An 18,425-nucleotide genomic window follows, 5' to 3' on the forward strand; every position below is an offset into this window, starting at 1 on the left:
TATGCGCGTTGCGATTTTTGGTACCGGTTACGTTGGACTGGTGACCGGTACCTGCCTGGCCGATGTTGGTCATCAGGTGGTCTGTGTCGATATCGACCAGGCCAAGGTGGATGGCCTCAACCAGGGCATCATTCCGATCTATGAACCCGGCCTGGAGCCGATGGTGAAGGCCAACCATGCCGCAGCGCGGCTGGCGTTCACCACGGATGCCGCGGCCGCCATCGATCATGGCCAGGTGGTGTTCATCGCCGTTGGTACGCCGCCGGATGAGGATGGCAGTGCCGATCTTCAATACGTGCTTGCCGTAGCCCGGACCATTGGTCGGCACATGAGCGTGCCGACCGTGGTGGTGAACAAGTCGACGGTGCCGGTCGGCACCGCCGACAAGGTGCGTGCCGCCATTGCCGAAGAGCTGGCCGCGCGTGGCGCGGACATCGCCTTCGACGTGGTGTCCAACCCGGAATTCCTGAAGGAAGGCGATGCGGTTGCGGACTGCATGCGCCCGGACCGCATCATCATCGGTGCGGCTAACGAAGAGTCGGTGGCGGTGATGCGCCGCCTGTATGCGCCGTTCAACCGCAACCACGACCGCGTGGTGGAAATGGATGTGCGTTCGGCCGAGCTGACCAAGTACGCGGCCAACGCGATGCTGGCGACCAAGATTTCGTTCATGAATGAAATCGCCAATATCGCCGAACGCGTGGGTGCCGACGTCGAGCAGGTCCGCCAGGGCATTGGTTCGGATCCCCGCATCGGCTGGCACTTCATCTACCCGGGCGCCGGTTACGGCGGCTCGTGCTTCCCCAAGGACGTGCAGGCGCTGGCCCGCACTGCCCAGCAGTACGGCCTCGAGCCGAAGCTGCTGAACGCGGTGGAGGCGGTCAATGATGCGCAGAAGGGCCATCTGTTCGCCCTCATCCAGCGCCATTACGACAAGGGCGAGGACGAAGGCGTGCGCGGCAAGACCTTTGCCGTGTGGGGCCTGGCGTTCAAGCCGAACACCGACGACATGCGCGAAGCCTCCAGCCGTCGCCTGCTGGCGCAGCTGTGGGAAGGCGGTGCGACGGTGCGTGCCTACGATCCGGAGGCGATGCACGAGTCGCAGCGCATTTTCGGCGAACGCGATGACCTGGTGTTCTGCAACAGTGCCGATGAAGCGCTGCAGGGGGCCGACGCGCTGGTCGTGGTGACCGAGTGGAAGCAGTTCCGCAGCCCCGACTTCCAGAAGCTGCGCGAGCAGCTGAAGGATGCGGCGGTGTTCGACGGGCGCAACCTGTACGAACCGGCCGAAGTGGAAGCTGCAGGCCTGGCCTACTACGGCATCGGCCGGGGACGTTCGCTGCATGTCTGATCTACCGTCCGAACGCGAGCAGGCGCTGGAAGCGCGCCTGGTCGAGCTGGAAATGCGCGTGTCCTTCCAGGAACAGGCGCTGGCCGAACTGAGCGATGCGCTGGCGGACGCCCGCATGCAGGGCATGCGCAACGCCGATGTGCTGCGCGTGCTGCTGGAAGACCTGGGCAAGGTCCGCAACGCACTCAATTCTTCCGATCCGGCGAGCGAACCGCCGCCGCCGCACTACTGATCCGAATCCTATGAGCGATACCCTCCGCGACCAGCTGATGGGCCTGGGCTTCAAGCCGGCGCCCAAGCCCGAGCGCAAGAATGATGGCCCCCGCCGCGATGGCCGCCCGCAGGGCAAGGGTGGCAATGGCAATGGAAAGCCGCAGGGCGCCGGCAAGGGCGAGCACAAGCCCGGTGAGCGCCGTGGGCAGGGCCATGGTGGTCCGGGCAAGCCCGGTGGTCAGCGTGGCCAGGGCCAGCACGGCCCGCGCAAGCCGCGCAGTGCCGAAGAGATGGACCTGGCCAAGGCCTATGCCATCCGCGCGCAGCGGGAGAAGGAAGAGCGCATCGAGACCGAGCGTCTGAAGCAGGAAGAAGCGCGCGTGCGTCGCGAGGCGAAGGCCAAGCTGGAAGAACTGCTGAAGGACAAGAGCCTCAATGCCGAAGCGGCGGACATTGCCCGTCACTTCCCGTATGGCGGCAAGATCAAGCGCATCTATGTGACTGCCGAACAGTTGACCGCGCTCAACGCCGGTGAACTGGGCGTGGTCCAGCTCAATGGTCGTTACCTGCTGGTGACTGCCGAGGTGCTGGCACAGTCCGAGGCAGTGTTCGCCGCATCGGTGGCGCTGAAGGTCGATCCGAATGCGCCGGCCGAGGAAGATCCCTACGCGGACCCGCAATACCAGGTGCCGGACGACCTGGTCTGGTAAATGCGTGAGCGCTGCGGTGCATTGCCGCCGCGTCCTTGGGGGAACGGATGAGCGCTGATCCAAGTCGTGGCTACGTGCCGCACATCGACGGCCTGCGCGCGATCGCCGTGCTGGCCGTCATCGTGTTCCATCTTGATCCGGCCTGGTTGCCGGGCGGGTTCACCGGCGTAGACGTGTTCTTCGTCATCTCCGGTTTCGTGGTCAGCGCCTCGGTACACCGGCTGCCGCCGTTGTCGCTGTGGCAGTCGATGCTGCGCTTCTATTCGCGCCGTATCCGCCGCATCGCACCTGCGCTGATCAGCTGCCTGCTGTTGACCGCCGTGGCGAGCGTGCTGTTCATTCCCGAGTCCTGGCTCAGCGAGGCCAGTGACAAGACCGGGCTGATGGCATTCTTCGGCTTCAGCAACTGGGTGTTGGCGCTGATCGGCAACGATTACTTCGCGCCCAGGGCCGAATTCAATCCCTACACCCATACCTGGTCGCTGGGCGTGGAGGAGCAGTTCTACCTGCTGTTCCCGCTGCTGTTCCTTGCCTGGGCGCGCAGCGTGCGTGGGCGTTGGATCAGCCTGGGCCTGTTCGCAGTGGTCAGTGCGGCGTCGTTGCTGCATGCCGCTATGCTGGGCCTGCGCGAGGTGCCGCCGTCGTGGGCGTTCTACGCCACCAGCACGCGGTTGTGGCAATTGGGCGTTGGCGTGCTGTTGTTCCAGTTGCTGCATGTGCGCGAATCGCTGGATCCAGTGACGGGGGCGGCACTGAAGCGCGCCGCGCCCGTGTTTTCGCTGCTTGCGCTGGCGGCACTGGCGCTGTTGGGCTGGGCGTTGTGGACTGCACGGGCAGGGCATTCGCCGTGGCCCGATGGTCTGCTGCCGACCTTCGCTGCCGCAGGTCTGCTTTGGGCGCTGCATCATCATCCGCAGGCCTGGGTGGCACGCCTGCTGGCCAGTCGGCCGATGCGCTACATCGGCCTGCTGTCGTACTCACTGTATCTGTGGCACTGGCCGGTGTTCGTGCTGATGCGCTGGACCGTGGGCCTGCAGACACCGTTGCAGATGACCGCTGCGCTGGCGCTGGTGCTGCTGCTGTCGTGGCTGTCGTGGCGCTGGGTGGAACAACCATTCCGTGGCGGATTGGCGCAGCGTCTGCGCCCGGGGCGTTGGGCGCTGGCCGGCGCAGCCGTGCTGCTGGTGGCGGCTGGCACCCAGACCCTGCTGTACCTGCAGGCGCCACGGATATCACTGAGCACGGTCAGCCGGCATCCGGCCGACTGGTATCCCAACGGCAAGAGCGTTGCAGGCGATTATCCGGATTGTGCACTGGTGACGGGCAAACAGCGCTTCGCGGGTGGCAGCATGCGGACCTATGCCCGCGGGGCCTGCAAACGGCCGCTGTCGGCGGGCGCGCCGAAGCGGGTCTTCGTTGCCGGTGATTCGCATGCGATGGCCTACATCGAGCTGCTGCAGCGGCTGGCACTTGAGACCGGCTCGGAGGTCGTCCTCTACGGGCGAGGTGGATGCCCGCAGGTAAGCCTGCAGACGTGGCGTGGCGCGGGTGCCGGTTGCAGTGATTTCGACGCAGCAGTGCTCGCCGACGTCACGCGACGAGCGCAGCCAGGTGATGCCGTGGTACTGGTCTCACTGCGGATACCGCGCTTGTCCGACCAGTTTGTGTTGTTCGACGCGCAGGCACAGCTGGCGGGCGAGCTGACCCCGGAAGCCGCCGCAGGGCGTGAGGCCGACGTGGCCGAGGCGATCTTCCAGTGGAAGCCGTTGGCCGAGCGCGGCGTACGCATCGTACTGGAGGCCCCCAAGCCGGTATTGCCGGCGCCGCCCTACCGCTGTTCGGACCGCTTCAACGCGCGCAACGAGATCTGCCGCAACGGCCTGGACAGCACGCGCGAGGCGATGGAGACGCTGCGGGCGCCGATGCTGGGCAGCCTGCGGAAGGTGGCTGATGGCCTGCCGGGCGGCGTGCTGTGGGATCCGATGCCGGTGCTCTGCGACGACGTGCTGTGCCCGGCGCAGCGCGATGGCCGGCCGCTGTTCTTCGATGGCGACCACCTCAGCGCGCACGGCAACCGGGTGCTGCTGCCGTCGCTGCAGCGGGTGCTGCTGCAGCGCTGATCCTGCGCATGGTCAGTGCGCGCGACGGCGCCGTTTCCCGCGGATCAGTGGCAGGCTCAGGGCGAAGAAGCACAGCAGGGCGCCGACCAGGGCGAAGCCGCTGCCGGCCAGGAACGCCGTGCGGCCATCATCGATCTTCCATAGCTGGCCGGCAATGAGCGCGCCCAACACGCCACCGACACCGGACGAAAAGCCATACAGCAGGCCCTGGCCATGGCCGTTGAGGCGGCCCGGGAAATAGGTCGCCAGCATCTGCATCGCTGCAGCGAAGAACGCCGCAAAGCCCAGCGCGTGCGCGGTCTGCGCCAGCAGCATCACCGGCAGGTTCTCCGGGAACAAGGCGGTCACCGCCCAGCGCAGGCAGGAGCTGACCAGCGCGATCAGGAGCATCCAGCTGGCGTCGTAGCGGCGGAAGAAGCGGCCGATGGTGAAGAACACACCCACTTCGAACACCACGCCGATGGTCCACAGCAGGCCGAGCGTGGATGTGCGGTAGCCGTGATGGTCCATGTAGACCGAGAAGAACGTGTAGTACGGCCCGAACGAGAGCTGTTCCATGAAGGCGGCCAGGAAGAACGCCAACACTGGCGGCCGCCGCACGATCTGCCAGAAGCCGCTGGCGTCGCCCTCGGCTTTGCCGATGCCGCGTGCGTAGTGGTTGCGGAAGGCGGATGCGACCAGCAGGACGAACAGTGGCAGCATCATCCACGGCAGCAGCCCGGCGTGGCTGGTCGTGCCGTCGCCTTCAATCAGCCACCCGAACAGGGTGACGACGGCGATGAAGCCGAGCGAGCCCCAGACCCGGATCAGGCCGTAGCGATGGCTGTCACTGCCGAGATGGGTGAGGGTAATCGATTCGAACTGCGGCATCACCGCGTTGTAGAAGAAGCAGAACACCACCATCGCCGGGTACATCCATGGCTGCGGCAAGGGCAACAGGAAGGCGGCGAAGCTGATCAGGGTCAGGATGCAGCCGATGCGCAGCAGGCGGATCGGCCGTGGCGAGGCTGCCGCCAGCGAGGTCCAGGTGCTGGGCGCGACCACGCGCGTGGCATACCACAGGCCCATCATCACGCTGATCGCGGTCACGCTCATCCCGCGCGCGGTCAGGAACAGGCTCCAGTACGGAGTGAACGCGCCAAGTGCCGCGTAATAGAACAGGTAGAAGCTGGAGAGCCGGGCAACGGGGACAGTCATCGCGGAATGATGAAGCAAAAAAAGGGGACGGAGGGGATTAAGTCGTTTGTGCCGCAAGCGACTTAATCCCCTCCGTCCCTTTTTTTCGTGTCATTCGGGGTCGTAGTCGAGGTTGGAGGCGAGCCAGCGCTCGGCCTGGGCGCGGTCCACGCCCTTGCGCCGGGCGTAGTCGCTGACCTGCTCGCGGCTGAGGCGGCCGACCACGAAGTACTGGCTCTGCGGATGGCTGAAGTAGTAGCCCGAAACGGCCGCCGTAGGCAGCATCGCGAAGCTCTCGGTCAGTTCCATGCCGGCGTTGGCTTCGGCCTGCAGCAGGTCGAACAGGCGCCGTTTCTCGCTGTGCTCCGGGCATGCCGGGTACCCTGGCGCCGGGCGGATGCCACGGTACTGCTCGTCGATCAGGGCTTCATTGTCCAGCGTTTCGGCGCGCTCATGGCCCCAGAATTCGGTACGCACGCGCTGGTGCAGGCGCTCGGCCAACGCCTCGGCGAAGCGGTCGGCGAGGGCCTTCAGCAGGATCGCGTTGTAGTCGTCATGCTCGGCCTCGAAGCGCGCGACATGCGCGTCGATGCCGATACCGGCGGTGACAGCGAAGGCGCCGATCCAATCCTGCCTGCCGCTGTCGGCCGGGGCGATGAAATCGGCCAGGCAGAAGTCCGGGCGCTCGGCCGGCTTGTCCACCTGCTGGCGCAGGAAGTGCAGCGTGGTCTCGCCCAGCGGGTGCTGCACGCGCACGTCGTCGCCGATGCTGTTGGCCGGCCACAGGCCGAATACGGCCTTGGCGGTCAGCCATTTCTCGCTGACGATGCGCTCGAGCATCGCGCGGGCGTCCTTGTACAGATCGCTGGCCTGGGTACCGACGATCTCGTCGGTGAGGATGGCCGGGAACTTGCCGGCCAGCTCCCAGGCCTGGAAGAACGGCGTCCAGTCGATGTAGTCGACCAGTTCGGCCAGCGGGTAGTCGTCGAATATGTGCAGGCCGGGCTGGTCCGGTGCCGGTGGTGTGTAGCTGTCCCAGCCGCCCTGGAATTTCTGCCCGCGCGCGTGTTCCAGCGAAACCAGGCGCTTGGCATCGCCACGGTTGCGATGGCGCGCGCGGATCTCGGCGTAGTCGGCCTCGTTGGCGGCGACGAAGGCCTCGCGCAGGTCACGCGAGATCAGCGACTGGGCTACGCCGACCGCGCGCGAGGCGTCCTTCACCCACACCGTAGGCGCTTTGTAGTGCGGGTCGATCTTCAGCGCGGTATGCGCGCGCGAGGTGGTGGCGCCGCCGATCAGCAGCGGCAGGTTGAAACCCTGGCGCTCCATCTCGCGGGCGACGTGGCTCATCTCCTCCAGCGAGGGAGTGATCAGCCCGGACAGGCCGATCAGGTCGGCGTTGTGCTCGCGCGCGGCATCGAGAATCTTCTGCGCCGGCACCATCACGCCAAGGTCGACCACCTCGAAGTTGTTGCAGGCCAGGACCACGCCGACGATGTTCTTGCCGATGTCATGCACATCACCCTTCACCGTGGCCATGATGATCTTGCCGTTGCTCTTGGCGGTGTCGCCACTGCGCGCCTTCTCGGCCTCGATGTAGGGCAGCAGATAGGCCACAGCCTTCTTCATCACGCGCGCGGATTTCACCACCTGCGGCAGGAACATCTTGCCGGCGCCGAACAGGTCGCCGACCACGTTCATGCCATCCATCAACGGACCTTCGATCACGTCCAGCGGGCGGCTGGAGGCCTGCCGGGCCAGCTCGGTGTCTTCCTCGACGAAGGCATCCAGGCCATGCACCAGCGCATGCGCCAGGCGCTGCGCCACCGGCTTGCCGCGCCAGGCCAGGTCTTCGGTCTTCGCCGCGCCCTTCTTGCCCTTGTAGCGCTCGGCGATCTCCAGCAGGCGCTCGGTGGCATCACTGCGGCGGTTGAGGATCACATCCTCCACGCGCTCGCGCAGCTCCGGTTCCAGTTCGTCGTAGATCGGCATCGCGCCGGCGTTGACGATGCCCATGTCCATGCCGGCGGCAATGGCGTGGTACAGGAACACCGAGTGGATGGCCTGGCGAACCGTTTCATTGCCACGGAACGAGAACGAGACGTTGGAAACACCGCCGGACACATGGCAGTGCGGCAGCGTCTGCTTGATGATGCGGGTGGCTTCGATGAAGTCCACCGCATAGTTGTCGTGCTCTTCGATGCCGGTGGCGACGGCGAAGATGTTCGGGTCGAAGATGATGTCCTGCGGTGGGAAGCCGATCTCGTCAACCAGGATGCGGTAGGCGCGGGTGCAGATCTCGACCTTGCGTGCGCAGGTGTCAGCCTGGCCGCTTTCGTCGAATGCCATCACCACCGCGGCCGCGCCATAGCGCAGGACCTTGCGTGCGTGCTCGCGGAACAGCGCCTCGCCTTCCTTCAGCGAGATCGAATTGACCACGCTCTTGCCCTGCAGGCACTTCAGGCCGGCCTCGATCACGCTCCACTTGGAGGAGTCGACCATCACCGGAATACGGGCGATGTCCGGCTCGGACATGATCAGGTTGAGGTAGCGGGTCATCGCCGCTTCCGAATCGATCAGGCCCTCGTCCATGTTGACGTCGAGGATCTGCGCGCCGCTGGCCACCTGCTGGCGGGCCACGTCCACCGCTTCTTCGTAGCGGCCTTCCTTGATGAGCTTGCGGAACTGCGCGCTGCCGGTGACGTTGGTGCGCTCGCCGACGTTGATGAACAGAAGGTCCGGAGTGATGACCAGAGGTTCCAGGCCGGACAGGCGGGTAGGGCGGACAGGCGTCATGGCAGGCGTCAGCTCAACAGCAATAGGGCGGGAAGTGCGGAACGGTGGCGGCGACATTCATGCGGCCTGCTCCTGGATACCGGGCAGGGCGCGCGGCGGCAGCCCGGCCACGGCCTCGGCGATTGCGCGGATATGGTCAGGGGTGGAGCCACAGCAGCCACCGACCAGGTTCAACAGGCCATCCTCGGCGAAACCGCGCAGGGTGCTGGCCATGTCCTCGGGCGTCTCGTCGTACTCGCCGAAGGCATTGGGCAGGCCTGCGTTGGGGTGCGCGCTGACGTAGCAGTCGGCGACCTGCGAAAGGGTTTCCACGTGCGGGCGCATCGCGTCGGCACCCAGTGCGCAGTTCAGGCCGATCGACAATGGGCGCGCATGCGCGAGCGACGCGTGGAAGGCCTCGGCGGTCTGCCCGGACAGGGTGCGTCCCGATGCGTCGGTGATGGTGCCGGAGATCATCACCGGCAACCGTGCGCCACGCGCATCGAAGGCTTCTTCCAGTGCATACAACGCGGCTTTCGCGTTGAGGGTGTCGAAGATGGTCTCGACCATGAGGGTGTCGGCCCCACCGTCGATCAGGCCTTCGATGGCTTCGCGATAGGTGTCGCGAAGTTCGTCGAAGCTGGTGTTGCGGAAGCCCGGATCGTTGACATCGGGGCTGATCGAGGCGGTGCGGCTGGTCGGGCCGATCACCCCGATCACGAAGCGCGGCTTGCCCGGCGTGGTTGCGGCCACGGCGTCGCAGCAGGTGCGGGCGACCGCAGCACCGGCCTTGTTCAACTCGTACACCAGGTGCTCGAGGTGGTAGTCGGCCTGGCTGACCGACGTGGCGTTGAAGGTGTTGGTTTCGACCAGATCCGCACCGGCGTCCAGGTAGGCGGTGTGGATGTCGGCGATGACCTGCGGCCGGGTCAGCAGCAGTAGATCGTTGTTGCCCTTCAGGTCATGGCCTTCCTGCACGGCGTGGTCGCAAGCGGGGCCATGCACATGATCGTAGCCACCGGCGAAGCGCTCGCCACGGTAGTCGTCTTCCTGCAGGCCATGGCGCTGGATCATGGTGCCCATTGCGCCGTCGATGATCAGGATCCGCTCACGCAGGGCGTCGAGCAGGGCATTGGCACGATCAGGATGCAGCCAGGGCAGGGCGGACATGGCGGTCTCGGCGTCAGGGCTTGTTGGCGATCAGTGAAATCACTTCAAAATGCGGCGGGCGCTTTTCGCGGGTAACCGTCTCCAGGCTGGATACCTGCAGGCCGGCCTTGTCGACGAATCTGCGCAGTTCCTTGTCGCTGAAGCCGAGGTTGACGTGGCCGTAGGCCTCCACCGCCGCCTTGTGCTCGTGGCGGGCCAGGCTGCACAGCAGCAGGCGGCCGCCAGGGCGCAGCACGCGCGCGGCTTCGGTGACCGCCTGCGCCGGTTTGCTGGCGTAGGTCAGCGCGTGCATCAGCACCACCAGGTCGAAGCTGCCGTCCTTGAAGGGCAGGGCATGCATGTCGCCCTCGCGCACTTCCACGTTGGGCAGGCGGCGCAGGCGTTCGCTGGCGGCAGCAACCACGCGCGCGCTGGTATCGATGCAGATGTAGCGCTTGGCATGCGGGGCGACCAGTTCGGCCAGCACGCCGTCGCCGGAGGCGATGTCGAGCACGTCGCCGGTCTCAAGCAGCGGCAACGCAGTGCGCGCGAGGGCTTCCCAGGTGCGGCCCGGGGAGTAGTGGCGCTCCATGTCGCCGGCCACGCTGTCGGCCCAGTTCTGGTCGGCGGCACGGTGGGCCAGCACGGCGGCAACCCGTTCAGCGTCCTGCCGCAGCAGCGGGTCGTCGCTTCCGTTGCTCAAGGCATGCCACAATGCGCGCTGCGCCGGGTCCAGCTGGGCCTCGTCGAAGCGGTAATAGGCCGACACGCCGGCACGGCGGTCACGGACCAGGCCGGCTTCCTTCAGGCGCGCCAGATGGGTGGACACGCGTGGCTGCGCCAGGCGGGTGATCGCCGACAGTTCGGCCACGGTCAGCTCTTCCTGCTCCAGCAGCGCCAGCAGGCGCACGCGGGTCGCATCGGCGAACACCTTGAGGCGGGTCGACCAATCTTCCAGATCCATAAATATCTACCTATCGCGATATAGAGATATATTCGCCGAGAAGGCCTTCCGCGGTCAAGTCGCTGGCGTACGGAAACTGGCGGGCCCCGGTACAATCGAGGCACCTGGGCGCGCGGTGCGCGGCCCATAACTTCATGTACCCGGGAGGGTGTTGTGGATTTCAGCTTTACTGAAGAGCAGTTGATGCTGCAGGACGTGGCGCGGCGCATCGCGCAGGAGAAGATCGGCCCGAGCGCGGAGCACCATGACCGCACCGGCGAGTTCCCGCTGGACAACATCCGCCTGCTGGGCGAGAACGGCCTGATGGGCATCGAAGTGCCGACCGAATACGGTGGCGCGGGCATGGACCCGGTGGCGTACGTGCTGGCGATGGTGGAGGTCGCCGCCGCCGACGCTGCCCACTCGACCATCATGTCGGTCAACAACTCGCTGTTCTGCAACGGCATCCTCACCCACGGTACCGAGGAACAGAAGCAGAAGTATGTGCGTGCCATCGCCGAAGGCGAGGCCATCGGCGCGTTCGCGCTGACCGAGCCGCAGTCCGGTTCGGATGCCACCGCCATGCGCTGCCGTGCAGTGAAGCAGGCCGATGGCACCTTCGTCATCAACGGCAAGAAGAGCTGGATCACCTCTGGCCCGGTGGCCAAGTACATCGTGCTGTTCGCGATGAGCGAGCCGGACAAGGGCGCGCGCGGCATTACCGCATTCCTGATCGATACTGACAAGGCGGGCTTCGGCCGTGGCAAGACCGAACCGAAGCTGGGCATTCGTGCCTCGGCCACCTGCGAGATCGAGTTCAACGATTACGTGGCACAGGCTGAGGATGTGCTGGGCCAGGAAGGCGAAGGCTTCAACATCGCCATGAGTGTGCTCGATGCCGGTCGCATCGGCATCGCCTCGCAGGCCATCGGCATCGCCCGGGCCGCGTATGAAGCGACCCTGGAATACGTGAAGGAGCGCAAGGCCTTCGGCGCGGCCATCGGCACCTTCCAGATGACCCAGGCGAAGATCGCCGACATGAAGTGCAAGCTGGACGCAGCGCTGCTGCTGACCCTGCGCGCTGCGTGGGTGAAGGGCCAGGGCAAGCGCTTCAGCACCGAAGCGGCAGTGGCCAAGCTGACGGCCTCGGAAGCGGCGATGTGGATCACCCACCAGGCCGTGCAGATCCACGGCGGCATGGGGTACTCGAAGGAAATGCCGCTGGAGCGCTACTTCCGTGATGCCAAGATCACCGAGATCTACGAGGGCACCTCGGAGATCCAGCGCCTGGTGATCGCCCGCAACGAGACCGGGCTGCGCTGATGGCCCCCCGACGGGGCGGCGATTGCCGCCCCGATTTTCCGCGCGGTCAACGCGGTAGTCGGCAGACGATGTTTCTTCCATCCCATTCACAGACGATCTGAAGTGATCCTTGTGGCGTGCTTGGAAACATGGTCACCCCATAGAGGCGGGCCGAGTCCACCCATCGTTCGAGTTCGTCTCGATCGTCGAAACGATAGCTACCTACGAACCCACGAGCCAATTCCGGATCGGTGACTGCACCGTCCGGAATCTTGTTGCCCTTCGCATCAAGACTTTCACCTTGCACATAGCGGGCTCTGTCAACTGACGAGGGCGTGATGACCAGGGTGGTCTTCGAGCCATCGCGCCATGTGATCCGGTAAACAGCGCTGTCAATGCCGATGGTCTTGCTGACGAAACTCAGTCCAATCGAGGAGAGGAAGGTCGCCATGCTGTTCCAGGCGACCGACGACGTTGTCGCGCCTGTGAAGGCCTTTCCGATGTCACCTTCCAGCCTTGATCGCTCGGTGGCCATCTGCACGACATCGTAGGCGTTGAGATTTTTGTGCTCTTCCGGAAATCGTATGCCATTGGCGGATTGCGGATCGTCTGGATGCACTTCGAACTGTGCGCCTCTACCGGCCCTTTGTCGTGCTGCGAACTGTGCTGTCGGCACGTTGTTGTCGAGCATGCCCATGATCCGGTTGAAGGATGCGTTGATCGGGTCGGGAATCACCGCTCTGGTTGCCCGATAGCGTCGTAGCTCTCGATCGTATTCCACATCGAAACCGTGAAGCCGCCGTTGCTGGAAGTCCGCGACGATGGTGGGGCCCGTGCCCGAGGCGATGGCCAGTGCGCGTGGATCACGACAGTTGTCGCAGACGAGGACGCCCTTGGCGCGGGCTTCCTGGATACTGCCGGCTGCAGACAACGCGCTGAGCAGCAGAGCAGAGTGGCTGAAGAAACGTAGAGCTTTTCCATCCATGATCGGTCTCCTGGGACGGCATTGGATCGATTGCCGTGGAAACATCTGGATAGCAACGATCAGGACATACCGGACCTCTGCACTGCCAGAAATCCAAAATTGGGGTTGTCTGCGAACCCGGGAGACGCCTTGAGCGCGAGTGTGGCGTGCGATCCCATACGGTGCAGCGGTGCGGTGTTCGCAATGTGGGCCGGATGCGACCTGTCTCCGGCGCCACCATGTGCACCGTGGTTGCACTGCTGCGCTGACACGTGGCACTGCAAAGCGCCAACCAAGGTTGGCGACTACCGGGTCAGCCGCAGCATTGGTAGATGCCAACCTTGGTTGGCAAGGCATCTACCATGCGCGAATGAAAAAGGCCCCGGATCGCTCCGGGGCCTTTTCATTTCAGCTCACCACCGGATCAACGATCCGGACGGTGGGCGGTTTCCGCATCGCGCTGGCGTTCCATGAACTCCTTGGACGGTTCATCCAGCTTGTCACCCAGCATGCGGCGGACGACCACGAAGAACACCGGGATCATCAGGAGGCCGAGCAGGGTGGCGAACAGCATGCCACCGATCACGCCGGTACCGATGGCGTGGCGGGAGTTGGCGCCGGCGCCGGTGGAGATCGCCATCGGGATCACGCCCATGATGAACGCGAACGAGGTCATCAGGATCGGGCGGAAGCGCAGGCGGGCCGCTTCGATGGTGGCGTCGCGCAGGTTCTTGCCTGCTGCGCGCTGCTCCACCGCGAACTCCACGATCAGGATCGCGTTCTTCGCCGCCAGGCCGATCACGGTGATCAGGCCGATCTTGAAGAACAGATCGTTGGGCAGGCCGCGCAGCATCGACAGGCCGAGGGCACCGAGCACGCCCAGCGGCACGACCAGCAGCACCGCCACCGGGATCGACCAGCTTTCGTACAGGGCCGCCAGGCACAGGAACACCACCACGATGGACAGCACCAGCAGCAGCGTCGCGGCGTTGCCGGCCAGGATTTCCTGGTAGGACATGCCCGACCAGTCGTAGCCGAAGCCGGCCGGCAGGTCGTCGTTGACGATGCTCTCCATGGTCTGCATTGCTTCACCCGAGCTGGTGCCCGGGGCCTGCGAGCCGACGATGTTGATCGCCGAGTAGCCGTTGTAGCGGCTCAGCGACGGCGGTGCCGACACCCATTCGGACTTGACCACCGTGTTGAGCGGGATCATCGCGTTGGTGCCGTCGGCATTCGTGGTCAGGCTGGACGGGCTGTAGAAGCTCTTCAGCGACTCCTGGCCGGTGCGATACGGGCCATCGGCCTGCATGGTCACGCGCTTGATGCGGCCTTCGTAGAAGAAGTCATTGACGTACACCGGGGCCAGCATCAGCTGGATGGTGCTGTACACGTCCGACACCGACATGCCCATCGACTGCGCCTGCACGCGGTCCACGTGCAGCTGTAGCTGCGGGGCGTTTTCCAGTCCGTTCGGGCGCACGCCGACCAGTGCCTCGGGCTTCTGCGCGGCGTTGCCGAGCAGGATGTTGCGCGCCTGGGTCAGCTGCTCGTAGCCGGCACCGCTGCGGTCCTGCAGCCACATGTCGAAGCCGCCGAACTGGCCGAGGCCCTGCACGGTGGGCAGGTTGACCACGAAGATCTGTGCTTCCTTGATGCCGTAGAACGCGCCGTTCATGTTCTGGATGAACTCGGGCGCGGTGAACTTGCGTTCCTCCCACGGCTTCAGGCGGATGAAGCCCATGCCCACGTTCTCGCCGGAACCGACGAAGCTGAAGCCGGCCACCTGCAGCATGCCTTCATAGCCATCCTGCTTTTCCAGGATGCCACGCATCTGCGCGAACACTTCGTTGGTCTGGCCCTTGGTCGAGCCCGGCGGCAGCTGTACGATCGCCAGCGCGTAGCCTTGGTCTTCTTCCGGCAGGAAGCTGCCCGGCATGCGGGTGAACAGGAAGCCGCACAGTGCGGTCAGCACCACGAACAGGATCATCCAGCGCGGCGCATGGCGCACCGCCGAGGTGATGTGGCCCACATAGGTGTGGCTGATCTTGTCGTAGTACTTGTTGAAGGTGCGGTAGACGATGTTCGGGTTGTCGTTGTGCGTCGGCTTGAGGAAGGTCGCGCACAGCGCCGGGGTGAAGCCCAGTGCCAGGAACGCCGAGAACGCCATCGAGATGGCGATGGTCAGCGCGAACTGCTTGTAGATCTCACCGGCGGCACCACCCTGCAGGGCGGACGGGATGAACACCGCGGCCAGCACGACGGTGATCGCCACCACCGCGCCGGTGATCTGGGTCATCGCCTTCTGCGTGGCCGGCTTCGGCGCCAGGCCTTCCTCGGTCATGATGCGTTCGACGTTCTCGATCACCACGATCGCGTCATCGACCACGATGCCGATCGCCAGCACCATCGCGAACAGGGTCAGCTGGTTGATCGTGAAGCCGATCATCCACATGCCCAGGAAGGTGCCGAGCAGGGCCACCGGGATGACCAGGGTCGGGATCAGCGTGGCGCGGAAGTTCTGCAGGAAGATCAGCATCACCAGGAACACCAGGAACACTGCTTCGAACAGTGTCTTGACCACTTCCTGGATGGAGATCTTGACGAAGGTGGTGCTGTCGTACGGCGAGAACCAGGTCACGCCGGACGGGAAGCTGGGCTGCAGCTCATCCATCTTGGCGCGTACCGCATCGGCCACGTTCAGGGCGTTGGCGCCCGGCAGCAGCTGGATGGCGAAGGCGCCGGTCGGCTTGCCGTTGTACTGGGTGTCGAAGCCGTAGTTGTTGGCACCGAAGGCAACGCGGGCGATGTCCTTCAGCAGCACGCGCGAGCCGTCAGCATTGGCGCGCAGGATGATGTTCTCGAACTCCTGCGGCGAGCTGAAGCGGCCTTCGGCCGAGACCGTGGCGGTGAAGTGCTGGCCTTCCGGCGACGGGTCCGAACCCAGCGCACCGGCAGCGAACTGCACGTTCTGCGCACGCACCGCGGCCAGCACCTGGCTGGCCGACAGGCCGTAGCCCTGCATCTTCTCCGGGTTCAGCCAGATGTTCATGGCGTACTCGGAACCGAACTGCTGGGTGCTGCCGACGCCGGGGATACGCGAGACCTGGTCGAGCACGCGCGAACCGACGATGTCGTTCAGGGCGTCACGGTTGATGGCCGGCGTATCGGACTGCAGCGCGATCACCATCAGGAAGCCGGCGTTGGCCTTGGCCACCACCACGCCCTGCTGGGTTACTTCCGAAGGCAGTCGTGGCGTGGCCAGCGAGACCTTGTTCTGTACCTGCACCTGGGCGATGTCCGGATCGGTACCGGTCTCGAAGGTCAGGGTGATCTGCGCACGGCCGTTGGAGGCCGACGAGGAGCTGAAGTACAGCAGGTGATCGATACCGGTCAGCTGCTGCTCGATCACCTGGGTGACCGATTTCTCGGTGGTGTCCGCACTGGCGCCCGGGTAGGTCGCCGAGACGGTGACCTGCGGCGGGGCGATGTTGGGATAGGACTCCACGCCCAGGTTGAGGATCGCGATCACGCCGCTGAGCGAGATCAGGATCGCAACCACCCAGGCGAAGACTGGATGTTCGATGAAAAATTTAGGCATGACGGAAGGTTCCCGTTACTGCTTGTTCGAATCGGTGGCGGCCGGCTTGGCCGCATCGGCCTGCTCGGGCTTGGCCGCGTCGGCCGGTGCCTTGCCTGCGGCCGGTGCTGCGCCCGCCGGAGCGGCGCCGCCTGCGGCAGGCTTGCCGTTGGCGTCCTGCCCCGGGGTCCACGGCTTGGCCACTGCCGGTGAACCTTCCTTGACCTTCTGCACGCCGGCCACGATCACCTTGTCACCGGCAGCCAGGCCGTCGCTGACCAGCCAGTTGCCGTTCTGCGCGCCATCGGTCTTCACGTTCTTGCGCACGACCTTGCCGTCGGCACCGACCACCATCACGTAGCCGCCGGTGGTGTCGCGCAGCAGCGCCTGCTGCGGCACCAGGTAGGCGTTGTTGCGCTCGCCGAGGTTGGCCTGGAAGCTGACGAAGGCGCCGGGCAGCAGGATCTGCTGCGGGTTCGGCAGCAGCGCACGCAGCGACACCGCGCCGGTGGCCGGGTCGACCGTGGTCGAGGAGAAGTCCAGCGTGCCCGGCTCGCTGTACGTGGTGCCGTCGGCCAGCTTGACGTTGACCGTGGCCTTGCCGTCGCCGGACAGCGCCAGCGCGCCCTTGGCCTGCTGCGCGCGCAGCTGGGTCAGCTCGTCCACGCTCAGCGAGAAGTTGACGTACAGCGGGTCGAGCTGGTCAACGGTGGTCAGCAGGGTCACATCGCCCTGGCCGACCAGCGCACCTTCGGTGACCTGCTGCTTGTTGGCCACGCCGCTGATCGGTGCGGTCACTTCGGTGTAGCCCAGGTTGATGCGCGAGGAGGTCACCGATGCTTCGGCCTGCTTGACCGCGGCCAGCGCGGTGCGCTCGGCCGATTCGGCATTGTCCAGGTCGGCCTTGGAGACGAACTGCTGCGGGGCCAGCGAACGTGCGCGGTCGGCGGCGACCTTGGCATTGGCGTAGGTCGCGCGGGCCGAGGCCAGCTGCGCCTCGGAGGCGTTGAGCGAGGCACGCAGCGGCGCCGGGTCGATCAGGAACAGGGGCTGGCCCTGCTTGACCTGCGAGCCTTCCTGGTAGACGCGCTTGAGCAGCACGCCGGGTACGCGTGCGCGGACGTCGGCGCTGCGGAACGGCGACAGGCGGCCGACCAGCTCGCGCTGCAGCGGCAGGGTCTGCGGCTTGGCGTCGATCACGCCCACCTCCGGCGGCGGGGGCATCTGCTGTTCCGGCTTCTTGCAGGCAGCCAGAGCGACAGCAACGGCGCACGTCAGGGCAAGGGTGCGGAGTGGGGCGGTCATCAGGAGGAACTCCGGGGTTGGTTTGAAGACGGGGCCGCCGACGGCTGAGGCGCGAACGCGCGCAGGAAGCTGTCGACGGAGAACTCTGCCCAGCGCCGACGCAGCTGCGCGTCATCACGATGGGGGGTATGGAAACGCTGTTTGTCGAAATCCTGACCGGCGATCATGCTCAGCAGCAGTTCGGCCATGAAGTGCGGGTCGTCATGCCGGAGCTGGCCACGCATGCAAACGGTTTCAATCCATTCAGCAAGATGAAGCGTCAGCGCGCCGGCGCCATGCCGGTACAGCGTACGCGCCTCTTCGGGAAACTGGGCCGCGTCGGCGGCGATCAGCCGACAGGCCTGCCCTACGTGCGGTTGGTTGAAATGCTCCAGGAAGTCGGTGGCGAACTGGAGCAGGCTGGCACGCAGGTCGTCAGTGCGGAGTGCACGAACCATGGCTCCGGTAGCGTGGCCGACATGGCGCTGCATCACCCGGCGCAGCAGTTCCTGCTTGTTGCCGTAGCGCGAGTACAGGGTCTGCTTGGAGCAGCCGGCATGCTGGGCCACCGCGTCCATGCTCATCTGCATGCCCTGCTGGGCCAACAGCTCGCGCACGGCATCGAACACGCGCTCATCGCGTGCGTCGAGGGCGACGGGGAGGTAGGCCGGGTTCACGCGGTGGACTATACCGTCCAGTTCAGGATTGTGGAATCGAATCGGCGTCGCCGCGTGTGTCTTCCGGTAACACGCTTTGCCGATCCTGTCGGCAGTGCTGAAGTGGGTGCCAGGACCATACCGGTGCGAACTGAATAGGCGTCTAAACCGCAGCAAACCCGAATCTACTTATTCCGTCCTGCAG

Annotated in this window: 13 protein-coding genes; 5 read left to right on the forward strand and 8 right to left on the reverse strand. The window is 65.3% G+C overall.

Features of this window, described 5'->3' with window-relative positions; genetic code table 11:
• Window position 1 precedes the first annotated feature (1 nt).
• The 4 genes from D5301_RS13910 to D5301_RS13925 are packed head-to-tail and all read left to right on the forward strand — an operon-like array spanning window position 2 to window position 4,394.
• Entirely contained in the window at window positions 2-1,351 is a 1,350-nt protein-coding gene (locus D5301_RS13910) for a UDP-glucose/GDP-mannose dehydrogenase family protein (RefSeq protein ID WP_153855983.1), read from the forward strand.
• A complete protein-coding gene (locus D5301_RS13915; RefSeq protein WP_049445667.1) occupies window positions 1,344-1,583 on the forward strand; it encodes a SlyX family protein in 240 nt (79 codons plus the stop codon). Before D5301_RS13910 ends, D5301_RS13915 begins: the two co-directional genes overlap by 8 nt.
• Window positions 1,584-1,593: 10 nt before the next feature.
• Window positions 1,594-2,274 carry a DUF2058 family protein gene (locus D5301_RS13920; RefSeq protein WP_110712826.1) on the forward strand — a complete coding sequence of 227 codons (681 nt, stop codon included), beginning with the start codon at window positions 1,594-1,596 and terminating at the stop codon, window positions 2,272-2,274.
• 47 nt (window positions 2,275-2,321) lie between these two features.
• The gene (locus tag D5301_RS13925) at window positions 2,322-4,394 is read left to right on the forward strand and encodes an acyltransferase family protein (RefSeq protein ID WP_153855984.1); all 2,073 of its coding nucleotides are present in this window, start codon (window positions 2,322-2,324) and stop codon (window positions 4,392-4,394) included.
• A 12-nt stretch (window positions 4,395-4,406) separates the two neighbouring features.
• Here D5301_RS13925 and D5301_RS13930 read toward each other — a convergent pair whose 3' ends face one another.
• From D5301_RS13930 to D5301_RS13940, 4 genes are all read right to left on the reverse strand, one after another.
• Window positions 4,407-5,591 carry an MFS transporter gene (locus D5301_RS13930; RefSeq protein WP_153855985.1) on the reverse strand — a complete coding sequence of 395 codons (1,185 nt, stop codon included), beginning with the start codon at window positions 5,589-5,591 and terminating at the stop codon, window positions 4,407-4,409.
• Between the two features lie 90 nt (window positions 5,592-5,681).
• Complete coding sequence (gene metH, locus D5301_RS13935) at window positions 5,682-8,366, reverse strand: methionine synthase (protein ID WP_228756408.1); 2,685 nt, start codon at window positions 8,364-8,366, stop codon at window positions 5,682-5,684.
• 57 nt (window positions 8,367-8,423) lie between these two features.
• The gene (locus D5301_RS24255) at window positions 8,424-9,515 is read right to left on the reverse strand and encodes a homocysteine S-methyltransferase family protein (RefSeq protein ID WP_228756409.1); all 1,092 of its coding nucleotides are present in this window, start codon (window positions 9,513-9,515) and stop codon (window positions 8,424-8,426) included.
• Window positions 9,516-9,528: 13 nt separating this feature from the next.
• On the reverse strand, window positions 9,529-10,458 hold the full coding sequence (locus D5301_RS13940; RefSeq protein ID WP_053450235.1) for a metalloregulator ArsR/SmtB family transcription factor: 930 nt from the start codon (window positions 10,456-10,458) through the stop codon (window positions 9,529-9,531).
• Window positions 10,459-10,611: 153 nt separating this feature from the next.
• Here D5301_RS13940 and D5301_RS13945 point away from each other — a divergent pair, with 153 nt between their 5' ends.
• Complete coding sequence (locus tag D5301_RS13945; RefSeq protein ID WP_324187325.1) at window positions 10,612-11,760, forward strand: acyl-CoA dehydrogenase family protein; 1,149 nt, start codon at window positions 10,612-10,614, stop codon at window positions 11,758-11,760.
• A 46-nt stretch (window positions 11,761-11,806) separates the two neighbouring features.
• Here the strand turns inward: D5301_RS13945 and D5301_RS13950 are convergent, their stop codons facing one another.
• The 4 genes from D5301_RS13950 to D5301_RS13965 form a co-directional block, all read right to left on the reverse strand.
• Window positions 11,807-12,724, reverse strand: coding sequence for a hypothetical protein (locus D5301_RS13950; RefSeq protein ID WP_153855986.1), 918 nt, complete (start codon window positions 12,722-12,724; stop codon window positions 11,807-11,809).
• 403 nt (window positions 12,725-13,127) lie between these two features.
• Window positions 13,128-16,301, reverse strand: coding sequence for a multidrug efflux RND transporter permease subunit (locus tag D5301_RS13955; protein WP_153855987.1), 3,174 nt, complete (start codon window positions 16,299-16,301; stop codon window positions 13,128-13,130).
• Between the two features lie 15 nt (window positions 16,302-16,316).
• Window positions 16,317-17,585, reverse strand: a complete 1,269-nt coding sequence (locus tag D5301_RS13960) for an efflux RND transporter periplasmic adaptor subunit (protein ID WP_153855988.1) — start codon at window positions 17,583-17,585, stop codon at window positions 16,317-16,319.
• On the reverse strand, window positions 17,585-18,241 hold the full coding sequence (locus D5301_RS13965; RefSeq protein ID WP_032127669.1) for a TetR/AcrR family transcriptional regulator: 657 nt from the start codon (window positions 18,239-18,241) through the stop codon (window positions 17,585-17,587). The genes D5301_RS13960 and D5301_RS13965 overlap by 1 nt, the downstream gene beginning before the upstream one ends.
• Window positions 18,242-18,425: the final 184 nt, after the last annotated feature.

The organism is Stenotrophomonas sp. MH181796, from assembly GCF_009659995.1.
GTDB lineage: Bacteria > Pseudomonadota > Gammaproteobacteria > Xanthomonadales > Xanthomonadaceae > Stenotrophomonas > Stenotrophomonas riyadhensis.

Excerpts from the sequence above, each read along its gene's own strand:
- D5301_RS13910 (WP_153855983.1), top strand. The coding sequence starts at position 2 with ATGCGCGTTGCGATTTTTGGTACCGGTTACGTTGGACTGGTGACCGGT.
- D5301_RS13915 (WP_049445667.1), top strand. The coding sequence starts at position 1,344 with ATGTCTGATCTACCGTCCGAACGCGAGCAGGCGCTGGAAGCGCGCCTG.
- D5301_RS13920 (WP_110712826.1), top strand. The coding sequence starts at position 1,594 with ATGAGCGATACCCTCCGCGACCAGCTGATGGGCCTGGGCTTCAAGCCG.
- D5301_RS13925 (WP_153855984.1), top strand. The coding sequence starts at position 2,322 with ATGAGCGCTGATCCAAGTCGTGGCTACGTGCCGCACATCGACGGCCTG.
- D5301_RS13930 (WP_153855985.1), bottom strand. The coding sequence starts at position 5,591 with ATGACTGTCCCCGTTGCCCGGCTCTCCAGCTTCTACCTGTTCTATTAC.
- metH (WP_228756408.1), bottom strand. The coding sequence starts at position 8,366 with ATGACGCCTGTCCGCCCTACCCGCCTGTCCGGCCTGGAACCTCTGGTC.
- D5301_RS24255 (WP_228756409.1), bottom strand. The coding sequence starts at position 9,515 with ATGTCCGCCCTGCCCTGGCTGCATCCTGATCGTGCCAATGCCCTGCTC.
- D5301_RS13940 (WP_053450235.1), bottom strand. The coding sequence starts at position 10,458 with ATGGATCTGGAAGATTGGTCGACCCGCCTCAAGGTGTTCGCCGATGCG.
- D5301_RS13950 (WP_153855986.1), bottom strand. The coding sequence starts at position 12,724 with ATGGATGGAAAAGCTCTACGTTTCTTCAGCCACTCTGCTCTGCTGCTC.
- D5301_RS13955 (WP_153855987.1), bottom strand. The coding sequence starts at position 16,301 with ATGCCTAAATTTTTCATCGAACATCCAGTCTTCGCCTGGGTGGTTGCG.
- D5301_RS13960 (WP_153855988.1), bottom strand. The coding sequence starts at position 17,585 with ATGACCGCCCCACTCCGCACCCTTGCCCTGACGTGCGCCGTTGCTGTC.